Origin of the sequence: Oerskovia jenensis, assembly GCF_016907235.1 — a bacterium.
Lineage (GTDB): Bacteria > Actinomycetota > Actinomycetes > Actinomycetales > Cellulomonadaceae > Oerskovia > Oerskovia jenensis.
Window position 1 is genome coordinate 1,555,903 of sequence record NZ_JAFBBO010000001.1, and the last position, 14,799, is coordinate 1,570,701.

Genomic DNA, 14,799 nt, shown 5'->3' on the forward strand with positions numbered 1-14,799 from the left:
CTTCAGTTCTCCTCGGTGGTGACGATGCGGCAGGCGAGGCGCGAGCCGGACGAGCCGACCGCACCGCGTGCCAGGACGTGGCCGTCGACGATGACGTCGAGCGGGCGGGAGCGGTTGTGCGGCAGGCGGATGACGTCGCCGACGGCGAGGTCGACGACCTCGACGGGAGTCATGACCGCGCTCGACAGCTCGACCGTGACGTCGACCAGGGACCGGGCGAGGTGCCGCCTGGTGCGGGCGGCGGCGTCGGCGGGGTCGTCGGCCGGGTTCGCCTCGCCCAGATGAGGCAGCAGTGCGATCGCGGGCAGGGCCAGGGTCGCCGTGCACGGACCGTCCCCGACGCGCAGGTTGAACTCCGCCACGATCATGAGCTCGGCGGTCGGCGCGGCCTGCACGAACTGCGAGTTGTGCTGGATCGAGCCGATCTTCAGCGGGGTCTCCAGGAGCCGGCCCATCGAGTGCCGCAGGTCGCGCAGGGTCTCGGTGACGAGCGAGGTCACGAGCGCGCGCTCGACGTCGGTGAACTTGCGGTCGATCGCCGGGATGTAGGGGCCGGCGCCGAGCATGTGCGCGATCCACGTCAGGGCGTCGGTGTGCGGGAACTGCAGCACGGCGCGCGGGTTGATGCCGTCGATCTCGCACACGACGACCGCGGTCGTGACCGGCAGGTCGGCGACGTAGTCGTCGTACGTGCGCATGGTCACCGCGGCCAGGCTCACCTGCGAGACGACCCGCACGCGCGCCGTGAGCTGCGTGCCCCACTGGCGCGCGAAGCTCTCGAACGCCATCTCGAGGATGCGGTGGTGCTCACGCACGAGCGTCGTCGGACGACGGAAGTCGTAGACCTCGACCTTGCGCCGTTCGGCGGGACCCTGGACCCTGACGGGTGTCGTCGTGCTCACGTCGGTCTCCTATGCACGCACGCGCCGCAGAGCCTGCGCGCCGGCCGGAGCCCGGTCGAGAGTCAGTCCTGCTCGGCCGCCGCCCGTGCTGCCTCGGCCGCGCTCGCCAGGGCCGCGCGCTGCGCCTCCTCCGCGGCCGGGACGTCCGCTGCGGTGAGCGTGCCGCCGAGGACCTCGGGGATGAGCGCGCGGACGGCCTCGGGCTGGGCCGAGAGGACCATGATGTCGACGCGACGGTTGGCGGCGAGCGCGTCGGGCTCGGTCCCCGCCGCGAGCGGGCGGGCGGACCCGAAGCCCACGGCCGCGATGCGATGCTCGGTGAGGCTGCTCTGCTCGACGAGGTGGCGCAGGACCGCGGTGGCACGGGAGGAGGACAGCTCCCAGTTCGTCGGGTACCGCGAGCCCACCGTCGCCTTGTAGTCGGCGTTGCCCTCGACCTGGATCTCGTAGGGCGTCGGGGCGAGCACGGGGCCCACGATCTGCAGGACGGTTCGTGCCTCGTCCGTGAGGTCGGCGCTGCCGGGAGAGAAGAACGTGTCGGCGGACACCAGGCGGACGGTCAGGCCGCGCTCGTCGATCTCGAACCGTACCGTCTCGGTCTTGCCGGAGGCGTCGAGGCTCCTGGCCATCGCGTCGCGGAGCGCGGTCAGGTCCGTGACCTCCGCCATGGCCTTCTCGAGGTCGGTCTCGACGTCGTCGGGGGGCTCGGTGGCCGGGTTGTCGATGACCGCCTCCACGACGTCCGCGTCCTCGATCGTGCCGAATCCCGCCGCGAGGGAGGACTTGAGCTCCTGGTACTTGTCCTGGTCGACCGAGCTGATCGCGAACAGCACGATGAACAGGCACATGATGACGGTGACCATGTCCATGTAGGACACCATCCAGCGACCGCTGCCGCTCGTGTCGTGCCCTCCACCGCCGCCCCCGCCGCCGCCTCGCCTGCCCCGGCCGTGCCCACCGCGGCGGCTCATCAGGCGGCCTTGCCCGGCGGCAGCGACCAGTCGGGGACCATGGTCTTGAGGCGTTCGTCGATGACGCGCGCACGGGAACCGGCCTGGATCGACATGTACCCCTCGAGCAGGACGTCGAGCCGCTGGATCTCGAGGTCGGAGATGCGCTTGAGCTTGGCGCCGATGGGCAGCCAGATGAAGTTCGCGGACAGGATGCCCCACAGGGTCGCGATGAACGCCGCCGCGATCATGTGGCCGAGCTCGGCCGGGTCCGACAGGTTCTCCAGGACGTGCGTGAGCGACACGACGGTCCCGACGATGCCGATGGTCGGGGCGTAGCCGCCGATCGCGTTGTAGAAGTCGTACGCGATCGCGTCCTCTCGGCTCTTGGTCTCGATCCTCTCCTCGAGCAGGGTGCGGAGCTGGTCGGCGTCCGCGCCGTCGGCCAAGGACTGGAGCGCGCTGCGCTGGAACGGGTCGTCGGTCTTCTGGGACTCCGCCTCGAGCGCCAGGAGGCCGCCGTCGTTCTGCACGATCTCGGCCGCCCGCACCACTTCCTCGATCGCGGCGGCCGGACGGGCGGGCTTGCTCACGAAGGCCCTCGGCAGCGCCTTGATCGCCTGCAGCGCGTCGCGCACCGTGCCCGACGCCACGGCGACGAGGATGCTGGCGCCGAAGACGAGGATGATCGGCGCGGGCAGCAGGATCGACGTGATCTGTGCGCCCTCGAGGAGCACCATCGCGACGAGCGCACCGAACGCGAACAGGATGCCGATGATGGTTGCGGGATCCATGGGGCCTACTTCCTCGGGGCGGGGAGCGGGGTCACGGCGACCGGGGCGCGGTCGTCGGCCTCCGTCTCGGTCCGGGTCGGCACGATGCCGAGCGGCGTCCGTTCACCGGTGATGGACATGGACTGCGCGAGCAGGAGGACGCGAGCCTTGTGGTCCTCGACCAGTCGGATCACGTCCTCCATCGACTCGGTGACGATGTATCGAGAACCGTCGATCAGCGTGACCCGGGTGTCCGGGTTGGTCTCGACACGGGCCACGAGGTCCGCGTTGATCGCGATGCGCTCGGAGCTGAAGCGCGTGAGGACGATCACGGTTCCACCTTCGGGTCGGGTCGGTCGGAGAGGGTGAGGGGCGTCGAACCGTGCCTCTCGGGGGCGGTGCGCCGCCGATCGGCCGAACCCCGCTGATCCGTACTCTCGGCAGCCCTCGGGCTCTCGTGAACGGGCAGGGTGGCTGAACCGGTCAGGCCGCCCGGAGCATGCCGGCGCCCCCGGGACGTGCTGTCCCGGGGGCGCCGTGGTGACCGCGCGCCGCCCCGCGCGCGGTGGGCGTCACCGCTTGAGGTTGACGAGCTCGGTCAGTACCTCGTCGGACGTGGTGATGACGCGCGAGTTCGCCTGGAACCCGCGCTGGGACACGATGAGGTTGGTGAACTCCTGCGAGAGGTCCACGTTCGACATCTCCAGGTAGCCGGCCTGGATGGACCCCATGCCCTGGTCGCCGGCGCCGCCGACGAGGACGTCTCCCGAGTACTGCGTGGCCGCGTAGGTCGAGCCGCCCGCCTTCTCGAGTCCGCCCATGTTGGTGAACGTCGCGAGCGCGACCTGTCCGAGCACGGCCGTCTTGCCGTTCGAGTAGGTACCGACGATCGAGCCGTTCCCCGAGACCGAGTAGGACGTGAGCGCTCCTGCCGCCGCCCCGTCCTTGGCCGAGACCGCGATGTTCGACAGGCCCGCGTAGGAGGTCACGGTGCCGAGGTCGATGGCCACGCCGGCGACCGTCAGCGAGCCGCCGCCCGTGAGGGCACCGTCCGTGAAGGTCAGCGCCTGCGGTCCCTCGACGACCGTGCCCGTCGCGGTGTCGAGCGCGCTCACGGACCACTTGCCGCCGGTCGCACTGAACTCGAGCGACATCTTGGTCGACGTGCCGAGCTCGTCGAAGATCTCGATGTCGCGCACGACCTTGGTGCCGTCCTTGGCGTCGGCGGGCAGGTTGCCGCCGAGCGCGATCCTCGTCGTCGCCTCGGGCGGTGCGACGTCGCCCACGGGGATCGTGAGCCGGCCGAGGGGGCCGCTGGTGTTGACGACCCCGCCCACGGCGGTCCAGCCGCGGACGAACGCGCCGTCGGCGCTGACCATCCGACCGTTGGCGTCGAAGTCGAACGCCCCGTTGCGGGTGTAGAGCTGCTGCCCGCCGCTCTCCACGACGAAGAACCCGTCGCCGTCGATCATGAGGTCGGTCGGGACGCCCGTGGGCTGGGACGCACCCTGGGTGAACTGCGTCGTGATCGCCGCGGTCGTGACGCCGAGGCCGATCTGCGCCGGGTTGGCGCCACCGACCTGCTGGTCGGGGGCGACGCCTGCGGCGACGAGCTGCGAGAGCGTGTCCTGGAACTGCGTCCGGGACGACTTGAAGCCCGTCGTGTTGACGTTGGCGATGTTGTTGCCGGTCACGTCCAGCATGTTCTGGTGGGCACGCAGGCCGGAGATTCCGGTGTTGAGAGAACGGAGCACGAGAGTCCTTTCGGGTCAGGCGGCTGCGCCGGCCTGGCTGTCGGTTGCGCCGTCCGTGGCGGGTGGGGGTTCGGTGGCATCCGTGCTGACCGTGCCGGTGACGCCCGAGACCTTGTCGAGCGCGATGCTCTTGTCGCCGATCGTCACCGTGGGGACGGCGTCCTTGTAGGACACCGCCGTGGCGATGCCCGTGTGCTCGACGCCGTCCGCGTCGAGGTAGGACACCTTCTTGCCGAGCAGGGTGGCGGCCGCGTCGCGCATCTGCAGCGCGAACGCCTCCTGCTGTCGCACCGCGGAGTCCTCGACGAGGGTCCGCATGGCGCTGAGGGACTCCATCATGGCCAGCGACGTCGTCTGGGCGACGATCTCGCTGGTCTCCATGGAGCTGGACGGGTCCTGGTTGCGGAGCTGGGTCACGAGCAGACCCAGGAACAGCTCGCTGTCGTACTCCTGCTTGGGGGCACGCACGTTCTGCGTGCGGGGCGCGGTCTCCACGGGGGCGGAGATCGGGCCGGTGACGGGGGTGACCGGCACGTCGTTCCTCTCTCAGACGAGGACGTCGAGGCGCCGGGCGGCCCCCGGCGTCCTGTCGTCCACTGTCGGCTGGATGGTCGGGTCGGTGGTCGCCCCGGGCACGCCGGGACGGGTGCCGGGTCGGGACTGCCAGGGGTGCTGGTCGCCGGGGCGTGCGGCGGTACCGGATCCTGCGTCCCCCGCGGAGCCGTTGCCGGGCCCGGCCTGGTGGCCGCTCCCCTGCGCCGGCGCCTCCTTCGCGTCCGAGACCGACAGCGACGCCGAGGGCGCGATGCCCGCGAGGTCACGGCGGAGCTCGGCCGCGAGAGCGCGCAGGGCCTCACGGCCCGCGTCGTGCGGGGCGAACAGCTCGATGCGCAGGTCACCGCCCGCGATGTGGGCACGGACGGTCACGGGGCCCAGGTTGTCGGGGGTCACCGACAACGTGAGCACGTGGTCGCCGTCGCCCGCGGCGAGGAGCTGGAACACGGGCCCGGAGACCTGGGCGTGGAGCGTGGGCGCCGCCTGGGGGCTGGGCGGCGTGGCCGCGACCACCGGCCCGACGGCGGTGCTCACCGGGGTCGGCGCCACCGGCACGGGAGCGGGGACGACCTGGCCGAGCGCCGTCGTCGGCGCGGGGGCGCCGTCGGCTCCCCCGTCGGTCTCGGACGCGGCGCCCGAGACCGTGCCGGCGGGAACCTCTCCGGGACCCTGCGGGGGGCCCTGCACCGCCGTCACCGGTGCGCCGGGGAACTGTCGGGCACCGTCGGACGAGCCCCCCGCTCCCCCGCCGGACGGCTGCCCGGCGGGGGCGGGAGGCACGGTGGCGGTGCCGACCGGCTGGGCGGAGGCCGCCGTCCCGCCCGCCGCGGGCGTCCCCGTCGGGTCCCCGCGCAGCCCGGTGCCCTGCGCCGTGACGTGCCCGAGGAGCTCCGCGGACCCGTCCGTGGGCAGCGCCGCGCTGCCTGCCGGTGGCACGGGCACGACGGCCTGCTCTTCCGGACCAGCAGGGGACGGCCCGACGACGTCGGTCACCGCACCGGGGACGCCGGCGGCACCGGGGTCCCCCGGCAGGCCGACGGGAACCGGCAGCTCGGCCGCGCCCGGCGGCACGAGCGGGGGGACGACGGGGACGACGGGGACCGGCTGCTCGTCGGGCGCGACGTCCCCCTCGACGCCGGTGCTCTCACCGGGACCGTCGGGGTCACCGGTCCCCGCGACGACGCCCGCCGGCGCACCGGGCACGGCCGCACCGGGCACGGCCGCCTCGGGGGACGCCCCGGGGCTCGCCTGGCCGCCCGACGTCCCGGGCCGACCGGGCCGGACCGGGTGAGCGGCGCCGTCGGGCACGGTGCCCACGACGCTCGACCCCTCACCGGAGGTCGGTGCGTCCCCCGGCCCGGCAGCCTCCTCGGACGCCGCGGCGAGCGAGCGACCGAAGGCGTCCGACGAGTCCCCCGCACCACGCCGCGCACCCGGCGCGGCGGCCGGGGCGAGCATCGCCCCGAGCGAGGCCGTCACGGCGGTCATGCCGACACCCCCGCGCCCAGCACGCGACGGATCGTGGTCACGGAGGCATCGGTGACCGACGTGATCTCGACCGTCTGGCCGGGCTTGGGCGAGTGGATCATCTGCCCGTCGCCCAGGTAGATGCCGATGTGCTTGCCACCCCGCTGCACGATCAGGTCGCCGGGCTGCGCCTGCGCGAGCGAGGCGACCTCGGTGCCCTGACGCATCTGGTCGCGCGCGACCCGCGGCAGGTCGATGCCGTGCGCGCCGAACACGAGCTGGACGAGCCCGGAGCAGTCGAGACCGCCCTCGGCCAGGCTCTCCCCGCCCCAGACGTACGGCACGCCCAGGTACTGCTTGGCGGTCTCGAGGATCGCCCCGGCGCTGCCCGAGGGCGTCGTGCCGGTGGCCGCGATGCCCGCCGACGGCGCCGCGCCCGCCCCGACCGCGGTCGCGCTCCCCGTCGCGGAGAGCGACGAGAACAGGCCCGCGAGATCGAGCGACCCCGACCCGGTGCCGGTGCCGGTGCCGGAGAGCGAGGACATCAGGCTGCCGAACAGGTCGGACGAGCCCTTGGCGTCCCCCGCGCCCACGGCCGCGAGCACCGACGCGAAGTCGGTCGCGCTCGCCGCGCCCGCGCCCGCGGCGGTACCCGCCGTTCCCGACGACGACGCACCGCGTGCCGCAGCAGGTTCCTGGAGGGTCGCGATCTCGGTGCGGATCTCCCCGACGCGAGTCAGGGCCTGGGTCATGCTCATGCTCCGGTGGTCCTTCCGGTGGTCGGTCGCCACGTCGACGAGGCGACCTCGTCGAGCGTGACCTGCTCGGCGCGGCCCTCGGCGCGCGCGACGTCCTCGTCGTGACGGTCCGCCAGCTTCTCGAGCCCGAGCCGCGCGGTCCGGGCCCCCTGGAGCCCGCTGAACGCCGCGTCGACCTCGCTCGCCTTGCGACGGGCCTCGGCCTCGAGAGCAGCGAACATCGCGCTCGTCGCGGCCCGCGAGGCCGCGATCGCGGCGAGCGAGGCCCCCGTGGTCGCGCGGTCGGGCGACGACTCGAGGTACGCCGAGAGCCCGCCCGCCTCCTCCACGGTCTGCGCGAGGTCCGCGTGGGCGCGCGCGAGCCGCGCCTTGGCCGTGTCCTCCTCGAGCTGCCGCAGCCGCAGCACCCCCGCGAGCCGGAACTTCGTGTTCATCACGCCTCCCCGTCGATCAGGGCCTCGGTCAGTCGCGCGAGGCGCGACCACGACTCCTCGGCCGGTGTGCCGTCCGTCATGGCTTGCTGGAGAAAGCCGTCGATCTCGCGCTCGTGGGCGAGCGCGGCGTCGACGAGCTGGTCGGTGCCCTTCTTGTAGGCCCCGATGTCGAGGATGTCCTGCGCCTTGCGGCGCGCCGCGAGCACCTTGCGCAGGGTCAGCGCGAGCGACCTCTGCTCGGGGGTCGTGACGCGGGACGCGACGCGGGAGATCGACCCGAGGGGGTCCACGGCCGGGTAGTGCCCCGACACCGCGATGGCCCGGTCGAGCACCACGTGCCCGTCGAGGATCGAACGCGCCTGGTCGGCGATCGGCTCGTTGTGGTCGTCACCGTCGACCAGGACCGTGTAGATCCCCGTCACGGAGCCACGCACGCCCGTGCCCGCCCGCTCGAGCAGGTTCGCCATGAGCGAGAAGGTCGACGGCGGGTAGCCGCGCGTCGCAGGCGGCTCGCCGACCGACAGCCCGATCTCGCGCTGCGCCATGGACACGCGCGTGAGCGAGTCCATCATGAGGACGACGTGGGCCCCCTCGTCGCGGAACGCCTCGGCGATCCGGGTCGCCGTGAACGCGGCCCGACGGCGCATCATGGCCGGCTCGTCCGACGTCGCGACGACCACGACCGACCGCGCCAGCCCCTCCGGGCCGAGGTCGTCCTCGAGGAACTCGCGGACCTCACGACCACGCTCGCCGACCAGGGCGATGACCGACACCTCGGCGTCCGTCCCGCGTGCCACCATCGACAGCAGGGAGGACTTGCCGACTCCCGAACCCGCGAACAGGCCGATGCGCTGCCCCCGACCGAGCGTCACGAGGGAGTCGAGCACCCGGACCCCCGTCTGGAGCGGCGTGTCGATGCGGGCGCGGTCCATGGCCGAGGGCGCCTCGTTGTCGACCGGTACGCGGACGTCGCTCACGAGAGGACCCAGGCCGTCGACCGGCCGCCCGAGCGCGTCGATGACCCGGCCGAACAGGCCGCGTCCCGTGGGGACGAGGATGCCCGTGCCGCTCGTGCGCACGGGCGCACCCGCGCCCACCCCGGTCAGCCTGCCGAGCGGCATGCACCGGGCCAGCCCCTGCGACGTCGCCACGACCTCGGCCGCGACGACGCGCGGCGCCTCGCCGATGTGCACCAGGTCCCCCAGCGCGCACCGCAGCCCCGCGACCTCGACGCTCAGACCGACCGCCGACGTGACCACGCCGACCCGCTCGGGGCGCGCGGCCGCAGCCAGCTCGTCGAGCGCGGCCGGGCGCCACGTCGCTCTCCCCGGGTGGTCGGCCGCGGCCCCGGGCGCCTCGTGCGCCCCGTGCGACCCCGAAGCGGGCGGCTGCACCGGCGTCGACGACGCGTCCGGCACCGACGACCCGGCCGGCGCGGCGCGTCCCGCCGACGCGTGGGCCGGGGTCTTCTCGGCCACGTCGATCGCGGTCATGCCCCCACCCTCCGGGCGTCCGGTCGGGCGTCGGCGGCACGACGCCCGGCAGCCTCGTCGAGACCCGCCCCCTCGCTGCGCTGCGCGACCTCGACGAGCACCGCGAGCTCGGCCCGGGCACGCTCGACCGCCGTCCCGATGCGGGCGTCGAGGAAGCCGTGCTCGAGCTCCGCGACGGCGTCCCCTCGACGGAGCGTCGCGTCGGGCACGAGCGCAGGCTCCTCGACCCCCGCCTCGGTGAGCAGCCGGACGTCCTCGGGATGCAGCCGCACCTCGACGACGGCCCCCTCGAGAGTCGACGTCACCCGGGCGAGCGCCGCGTGCGCCGCGTGCGCCCGGTCGGTCAGCTGCAGGCCGACGATCGCCTCGGCGAGACCCAGTGCCCCACCCAGCACGGCGTCCTGGGCGGCCTCGACGACCGGTACGGTGCGACCGGCGAGCGCTCGGACCGCCTCGTGCAGCAGCGTGACCGTGCGCCGGATGCTCTCGACCTGCTCGGCGGCCCGGCGCGCGTGCTCCTCCTCCAGGGAGGCCCGCAGCCGGTCCACCCCCTCCTGCGCGGCACGCGCACCCGCTGCGTACCCCGCCGCGTAACCACGAGCGGACGCGGACGACTCCACCTCCTGGACCCGTGAGCTGTGCAGCACCGGCACCGCGTTCGGGACGAACGCCGCCTCAGTAGACAAGCTCGTCACCGTCCGTACGGTGGATCGTGATCTTCTCGTCGGCCTCGAGGTCACGGACGATGCGGACGATCTCGGCCCGCGCCTCCTCGACCTGGCTCACGCGCACGCCACCCAGCCCCGCGATCTCCTCGTCGAGGAGCGTGCGGTTGCGCGCCGAGATGTTGGTCGTCACGGCCTCCACGACCCGCGCGGTCGTGCCCTTCATCGCGAGCGCGAGCACGGCCATCTCCACGCCGCGCAGGATGATCTGGACGTCGCGCGCCTCGAACGAGGCGATGTCCTCGAACGTCAGCATGCGCGAACGCACCTCGTCGGCGAGGGCCGGGTCGCGCGCCTCGAGGCCCTCGAGGAGCGCCTTCTCCGTCGCCACGTCCGAGCGGTTGATGATGTCCACGAGAGGCTGGACCCCACCGATGATCTCGACCGGCTGACGCGGCACGATGCTCGCGCCCATGCGGGCCCGGAACTGGTCCGAGACGAGCTTGACCGCCTCCGGGGACGCCGTACCCATCGTGGCCAGCGCCTGCGCCACGTCGGTCCGGTAGTCGTCGGCCAGGTTGGCCAGCACCGACGACGCCACGGTCGCGCTCAGGTGCGCGAGCACGAGCGCCACCGTCTGCGGGTGCTCGCCGTCGAGCAGCGAGATGATCTGCCCCGGCTCGGTCCCGTCCAGGTACTCGAAGGCCTTGCCCTGCATGCTCGCCACGAGGCGCTCGACCACGTCGGCCGCCTTGTCGGCCCCCAACGAGGCCTCGAGCAGACCCACCGCGAGGTCCTTGCCACCACGCGGTCGCGGGCTGCCGGACAACGCCATGTCGTAGAACTCGTCGAGCGCCGCGACCGCGAGGTCGGGATCGACGACCTGGGTGCGCATGATCTCCGCGGCGACCTCGCCCGTCTCCTCCTCGGAGAACAGCGACATGACCGTGGCGGCACGCTCCTGCGTCATCTGCATGAGCACGAGCGCGACCTTCTGGACCCCGGACATGGCCGCGATCCGGCGCATCGTCTCGACCGGCAGGCGCGACTCCCCGGAGTCCACGGCATCGACCGTGATCGTCTGCGTGACGTTCGCCCCGGTCCCGCCGGGCGGTCCCACGAGCGTGTCCTGGACGCCGGTGCCCGGCGCGTTCGTCGTGACCGTCATCGCCGCACCGCCCGGTCCTCGGCGAGGAGCACCCGCAGGTACTCGGCCGTCTTGTCGGGGTCCGCCCCGGCGAGCGCGTCCACCTCGGCCCGACGCTGGTCCAGGCTCGAGAACCGGGGCGTCGGAGGCTGGATCTCGGGGCGCGTGGGCACCGGCTCGAGCAGGCCGTCACCGTCGTCACGGCCACCGTGCATCGGACCGAACTCGTCGACGCCGTCGTGCACGGGGCGCAGCTCGAGGTCGGCGATGTCGACCGTCTCACGGCGCTCGCGGCGACGGCGAGCCCTCGACCAGACCACGAGCCCCAGGACGAGGAGCAGGAGGACGCCCGTCACGATCGCGCCGGTCCGCAGCATCTGGCCCTGCTTCTCGGCGGCGGCGGCCGCCTCGGCGGCGGCGAGCGCGGCCGAGGCCGCCTCGGCCGCACCGGTGTCGAACGCGAGACGCTCGACCTCGACGACGTCCCCCCGCTCGAGGTTGATGCCGGCCGCGGCCGCCACGAGGCTCGTGATCGCCGCGGTGTTGCCCGCGCCCGCCGCGTCGGCGTTCAGCGCGACCGACACGGTCTGGCGGGTCAGGGCTCCTGCGGGCCGCGTCGTCGTCTCGGTGGTCTTGTCGACCGCGTTGTTGCGCGTCGCGTCCTGGGAGGTGTAGGTGCTGTCACCGGTCCCGCCGTTCGGGACCGCGATGTTGTCCGGCCCCAGCACGCCTGCTCCGCCTCCGCCGGTGCCGGAGTACTCCTCGGTCGTGGTCGACTCGTTGAGCACGGGCCCGTTCTCGGGAGCGGTGAACTTCTCCTCGAGGCGCTCCGAGCTCGACACGTCCATCTCGGCCGTCACCGCGACGGTCGAGTTCCCCGCGCCCAGGACCCGGTCGAGCATGGCCTGCACGGATCGGGCCGTGCGCTCCTCGTACTCGGTGGCCTGCTTGCCCGACGACCGGGTGCCCGCACCGACCTCCGAGAGGACCGCCCCGCTCTGGTCCACGACCGCGACGTCGGTGGGCGACATGCCGTCGATCGACGCCGACACCAGGTGGACCATGGCCTCGACCTGCTCGGGCGCGAGCGACTTCCCGCGGGTCGGGGCGACGAACACCGACGCGGTCGGCGTGCCCTTCTCCGCGGCGAAGACCGTGGCCTCCGGGATGGCGAGCTGCACGGTCGCGGTCGAGACGTTGTCCATGGCGCCGATCGTGCGAGCCAGCTCGCCCTCGAGCGCACGCTTGTACGTCACGTCCTGCTGGAACTCGCTCGACGTCACGCCCATCTCGTCGAGCAGCGAGTACCCGCCGGTCGACTCGTCGGCGGGCAGTCCCGCCGCGGCGGCCGTGAGCCGCTGCTCGTAGACCTGCTCCTCGGGCACGAGCACCGTCGCTCCGCCGTCGGACAGCTGGTAGGGAACGCCCTGGGACCTGAGCTGGTCCACGATCGCCGAGGCGTCCGCGCTCGACATGCCCGAGTACAGGGGCGCGTAGCTCGGTCGCGACACCCAGGACACGAGGGCGACCACGGCGACCGCGAGGATCGCGAGGGCGAGGACCGCGAGCGTGCGCTGCGCGATCGTGAAGTCGCGGACGGCGCCGAACGCGCGCCCGAACGACGACTTGATCTTCTCCGGCATGTCAGGCCTGCATCCTCATGATCTCGTTGAACGCGTCGACCGCCTTGTTGCGCACGGTCGCGACGAGCTCGAGGGTGGCCGCCGCCCGCGTCGAGGCGATCGTCGCCTGGTGGATGTCGGCCAGGTCGCCCGAGACCGCGGCGATCGTCAGCTCGTTCGAGGCGGCCTGCAGCTGCTGGGTGTTGTCGACGGCACCGCCGAGGACCTCGGCGAAGGCGCTCGCGCCCACCCGTCCGGTCGACGCGGGGGCTTCCGTCGGCGACAGCGCGGACAGCGCCGACGCGGCCTCGGCGCCCGACAGGTAGCCGGTCGCGGTCGTGGGCTCGATGGGAGACACAGGCATGGGGCTCACTTCCCGATCTGGAGTGCTGCTTCGTAGGCCGTCTTGGCGCGGTCGACGACCGCCGCGTTCGCCTGGTACCCGCGCTGGGCCAGGATGAGGCTGCCCATCTGCTCGGACATGTCGATGTCCGGGTAGCGCACGTAGCCGTCCTCGTCGGCGAGCGGGTGGTCGGGCTCGTACGTGAGCCGTCCCTCCTCGCTGCCCCAGGCGGCGCCCGCGACGAACGCGCCGGGGGTGTCGTTCCCGCCCTCCTGGACGGTCACGTAGCGGGCGCGGAACGCGGCGTCGTCGGTCGACGTCACGGTGTTGACGTTGGACAGGTTGTCGGCGACCGCGTCGAGCCACTTGCGGTGCACGGTCAGTCCGGTGCTGGCGATACCGATCGCGTCGAACGTCATCTCAGCTCGTCCTCATCGCCGTGCGCAGCGAGTTCGCCTCGCCGCCGACGGCCTGCGTCGCGAACTGGTAGCGCAGCACGGTGTCGATGTTGCTCAGCGTCTCGGTGTCGAGGTTGACGTTCGAACCGTTGAGCTGGGTGGGCTCGAGCGAGCGCGACACGCTGAACGCCACGCGCCCCTCGCCCGAGGCGACCGACGCGGCCAGCGCCTCCTCGAACTGCACCCGCTTCGCGGTGTACCCGGGGGTGTTGATGTTGGCGACGTTCTCCGCGATCACGCGCTGGCGGGCGGAGAGCCCGTCGAGCGCGCTCTGGAGCGCCAAGGAGGTCACGGAGTCGAACACGTTCGCGGTATCCCCACGTCGAAGGTGTCGGCCGTCCCATGGCCTGCGAGGTGAGCCGTCCGTGCTCACCGTGAACTCTCGGCCGCCGGGCGGCCGTCGTGCGTCGCGCACACCGCCCCGGTTCGCGGGCGAAGTGATGCGTCGTCGTGTCACTTCGAGCCCTATGCAGGGCCGTCGGAGGTCAGCCGTCGCCGCCCGGGCCGGGCGTGCGCTCGGAGGGGGTCAGGCCTGGACGTCGAGGTAGGCGGCCGCCGGGGCGTCGTGCACGGTGGGCACGGCGGACAGCGCTCGGACGTGTCGGCGGTTCTCCGCGACGGCCTCGTGCAGGTGCTCGACGACGTGCGCGTGGCCGGCGAGGACCTCGAGCGCTCGGTCCACCAGCACGGCGGGCAGACGTCCAAGGTCCGTCGGAGGGCTCCAGCGGACGAGCCTGTTCATCACGTCGATCCCCGCGTCGGGGCCCGCTTGCGCCGACATCGCGGCGAGCTCGTCGAGCACGCGGGACCAGTCGGCGTGAGGATCCACCGGAGCCGGAGCCGGGTCCGGAGCCGGTGCGACGGCCCCCGGTGCACCGGGGGCGCTGCGCGCCTCGGGAGTGACCGAGAGGTCTGACGCACCCAGCGCGCCCGGCGCGGTGTGCAGGTCGTGCGGCACGGTGGGCAGGTCGGCCGGCGCGATCGACGTGGTCGGCGCAGTCGACGTGGTCGGCGTCACCGTGTTCGCGAGCACGAGCGCCGACTGCACGTCAGGCGACACCGGTCACTCCGCCACCACGCACGGACGAGGCGCTGTCGTGCCCTGCGGGGAGCACCTCGGCCGCCTGGCGCCACGTCTCCTGCAGGGGCAGGACCAGCTCGAGCACCTCGTGCGTGCGGGCGATGTCCCGGTGGACGTTGGCCGCGACCAGGGCCTCGTGCACGTAGACGTACACGGCCAGGAGGTCCTCGCCTCCGTCCCAGACCGAGGTGTCGAGCGAACCCATGAGCTCGGCGACGATCGCCTGCGCGTGCAGGAGCTGCTCGGAGGCTGCCGTCCAACGCTCCTCGCCCTGCGCGACCTCGGCCCGGCGCAGGTCGAGCACGAGCCGGTCGTAGAGCATGGTCAGCAACCGGGCGGGCGACGCGGTGAGGATGGCGTCACGCCCGTAGGCGCTCTGGGCGAGGTGTGTCACGGG

General features: G+C 73.1%; 18 protein-coding genes. All 18 read right to left on the reverse strand.

The genetic code is table 11. The features are described from left to right. Nucleotides 1–2 precede the first annotated feature (2 nt). Nucleotides 3–902: a flagellar motor switch protein FliM gene (locus tag JOD49_RS20695; RefSeq protein ID WP_307822431.1), complete on the reverse strand. Its 900-nt coding sequence runs from the start codon at nucleotides 900–902 to the stop codon at nucleotides 3–5. Between the two features lie 62 nt (nucleotides 903–964). Beyond that, on the reverse strand, nucleotides 965–1,771 hold the full coding sequence (locus JOD49_RS06985) for an OmpA/MotB family protein (RefSeq protein WP_239525154.1): 807 nt from the start codon (nucleotides 1,769–1,771) through the stop codon (nucleotides 965–967). A 101-nt stretch (nucleotides 1,772–1,872) separates the two neighbouring features. Beyond that, a complete protein-coding gene (locus tag JOD49_RS06990; protein WP_205306530.1) occupies nucleotides 1,873–2,646 on the reverse strand; it encodes a motility protein A in 774 nt (257 codons plus the stop codon). A 5-nt stretch (nucleotides 2,647–2,651) separates the two neighbouring features. After that, entirely contained in the window at nucleotides 2,652–2,957 is a 306-nt protein-coding gene (locus JOD49_RS06995) for a flagellar FlbD family protein (RefSeq protein ID WP_205306531.1), read from the reverse strand. A gap of 240 nt (nucleotides 2,958–3,197) precedes the next feature. Then, a complete protein-coding gene (locus JOD49_RS07000) occupies nucleotides 3,198–4,379 on the reverse strand; it encodes a flagellar hook protein FlgE (protein WP_205306532.1) in 1,182 nt (393 codons plus the stop codon). Between the two features lie 15 nt (nucleotides 4,380–4,394). Next, nucleotides 4,395–4,913 carry a flagellar hook assembly protein FlgD gene (locus JOD49_RS07005; protein WP_205306533.1) on the reverse strand — a complete coding sequence of 173 codons (519 nt, stop codon included), beginning with the start codon at nucleotides 4,911–4,913 and terminating at the stop codon, nucleotides 4,395–4,397. A gap of 12 nt (nucleotides 4,914–4,925) precedes the next feature. Continuing rightward, complete coding sequence (locus tag JOD49_RS07010; RefSeq protein WP_205306534.1) at nucleotides 4,926–6,422, reverse strand: flagellar hook-length control protein FliK; 1,497 nt, start codon at nucleotides 6,420–6,422, stop codon at nucleotides 4,926–4,928. Then, nucleotides 6,419–7,159, reverse strand: coding sequence for a C40 family peptidase (locus tag JOD49_RS07015; protein ID WP_239525155.1), 741 nt, complete (start codon nucleotides 7,157–7,159; stop codon nucleotides 6,419–6,421). Before JOD49_RS07015 ends, JOD49_RS07010 begins: the two co-directional genes overlap by 4 nt. Next, nucleotides 7,156–7,593, reverse strand: a complete 438-nt coding sequence (locus JOD49_RS07020) for a flagellar export protein FliJ (RefSeq protein WP_205306535.1) — start codon at nucleotides 7,591–7,593, stop codon at nucleotides 7,156–7,158. The genes JOD49_RS07015 and JOD49_RS07020 overlap by 4 nt, the downstream gene beginning before the upstream one ends. Further along, nucleotides 7,593–9,086, reverse strand: a complete 1,494-nt coding sequence (locus tag JOD49_RS07025; RefSeq protein ID WP_205306536.1) for a FliI/YscN family ATPase — start codon at nucleotides 9,084–9,086, stop codon at nucleotides 7,593–7,595. Before JOD49_RS07025 ends, JOD49_RS07020 begins: the two co-directional genes overlap by 1 nt. Next, nucleotides 9,083–9,772 carry a FliH/SctL family protein gene (locus JOD49_RS07030; protein ID WP_205306537.1) on the reverse strand — a complete coding sequence of 230 codons (690 nt, stop codon included), beginning with the start codon at nucleotides 9,770–9,772 and terminating at the stop codon, nucleotides 9,083–9,085. Before JOD49_RS07030 ends, JOD49_RS07025 begins: the two co-directional genes overlap by 4 nt. Then, nucleotides 9,762–10,919 carry a flagellar motor switch protein FliG gene (fliG, locus tag JOD49_RS07035; RefSeq protein WP_239525156.1) on the reverse strand — a complete coding sequence of 386 codons (1,158 nt, stop codon included), beginning with the start codon at nucleotides 10,917–10,919 and terminating at the stop codon, nucleotides 9,762–9,764. Before fliG ends, JOD49_RS07030 begins: the two co-directional genes overlap by 11 nt. Continuing rightward, nucleotides 10,916–12,541 carry a flagellar basal-body MS-ring/collar protein FliF gene (gene fliF / locus JOD49_RS07040; protein WP_205306538.1) on the reverse strand — a complete coding sequence of 542 codons (1,626 nt, stop codon included), beginning with the start codon at nucleotides 12,539–12,541 and terminating at the stop codon, nucleotides 10,916–10,918. The genes fliG and fliF overlap by 4 nt, the downstream gene beginning before the upstream one ends. A gap of 1 nt (nucleotide 12,542) precedes the next feature. Then, complete coding sequence (gene fliE, locus JOD49_RS07045; protein ID WP_205306539.1) at nucleotides 12,543–12,884, reverse strand: flagellar hook-basal body complex protein FliE; 342 nt, start codon at nucleotides 12,882–12,884, stop codon at nucleotides 12,543–12,545. A gap of 5 nt (nucleotides 12,885–12,889) precedes the next feature. Continuing rightward, entirely contained in the window at nucleotides 12,890–13,282 is a 393-nt protein-coding gene (locus JOD49_RS07050; protein WP_205306540.1) for a flagellar basal body rod protein FlgC, read from the reverse strand. A 1-nt stretch (nucleotide 13,283) separates the two neighbouring features. Next, nucleotides 13,284–13,625, reverse strand: coding sequence for a flagellar basal body rod protein FlgB (flgB, locus tag JOD49_RS07055; protein WP_205306541.1), 342 nt, complete (start codon nucleotides 13,623–13,625; stop codon nucleotides 13,284–13,286). A 222-nt stretch (nucleotides 13,626–13,847) separates the two neighbouring features. Further along, nucleotides 13,848–14,381, reverse strand: a complete 534-nt coding sequence (locus JOD49_RS07060) for a hypothetical protein (protein WP_205306542.1) — start codon at nucleotides 14,379–14,381, stop codon at nucleotides 13,848–13,850. After that, nucleotides 14,371–14,796, reverse strand: coding sequence for a flagellar export chaperone FliS (gene fliS, locus JOD49_RS07065; RefSeq protein WP_205306543.1), 426 nt, complete (start codon nucleotides 14,794–14,796; stop codon nucleotides 14,371–14,373). The genes JOD49_RS07060 and fliS overlap by 11 nt, the downstream gene beginning before the upstream one ends. Nucleotides 14,797–14,799 lie beyond the last annotated feature (3 nt).

Coding starts and splice junctions, on each gene's coding strand:
- JOD49_RS06985 (WP_239525154.1), bottom strand. CDS start 1,771: ATGGACATGGTCACCGTCATCATGTGCCTGTTCATCGTGCTGTTCGCG.
- JOD49_RS06990 (WP_205306530.1), bottom strand. CDS start 2,646: ATGGATCCCGCAACCATCATCGGCATCCTGTTCGCGTTCGGTGCGCTC.
- JOD49_RS07010 (WP_205306534.1), bottom strand. CDS start 6,422: ATGACCGCCGTGACGGCCTCGCTCGGGGCGATGCTCGCCCCGGCCGCC.
- JOD49_RS07015 (WP_239525155.1), bottom strand. CDS start 7,159: ATGAGCATGACCCAGGCCCTGACTCGCGTCGGGGAGATCCGCACCGAG.
- JOD49_RS07020 (WP_205306535.1), bottom strand. CDS start 7,593: ATGAACACGAAGTTCCGGCTCGCGGGGGTGCTGCGGCTGCGGCAGCTC.
- JOD49_RS07025 (WP_205306536.1), bottom strand. CDS start 9,086: ATGACCGCGATCGACGTGGCCGAGAAGACCCCGGCCCACGCGTCGGCG.
- fliG (WP_239525156.1), bottom strand. CDS start 10,919: ATGACGGTCACGACGAACGCGCCGGGCACCGGCGTCCAGGACACGCTC.
- fliF (WP_205306538.1), bottom strand. CDS start 12,541: ATGCCGGAGAAGATCAAGTCGTCGTTCGGGCGCGCGTTCGGCGCCGTC.
- fliE (WP_205306539.1), bottom strand. CDS start 12,884: ATGCCTGTGTCTCCCATCGAGCCCACGACCGCGACCGGCTACCTGTCG.
- JOD49_RS07050 (WP_205306540.1), bottom strand. CDS start 13,282: ATGACGTTCGACGCGATCGGTATCGCCAGCACCGGACTGACCGTGCAC.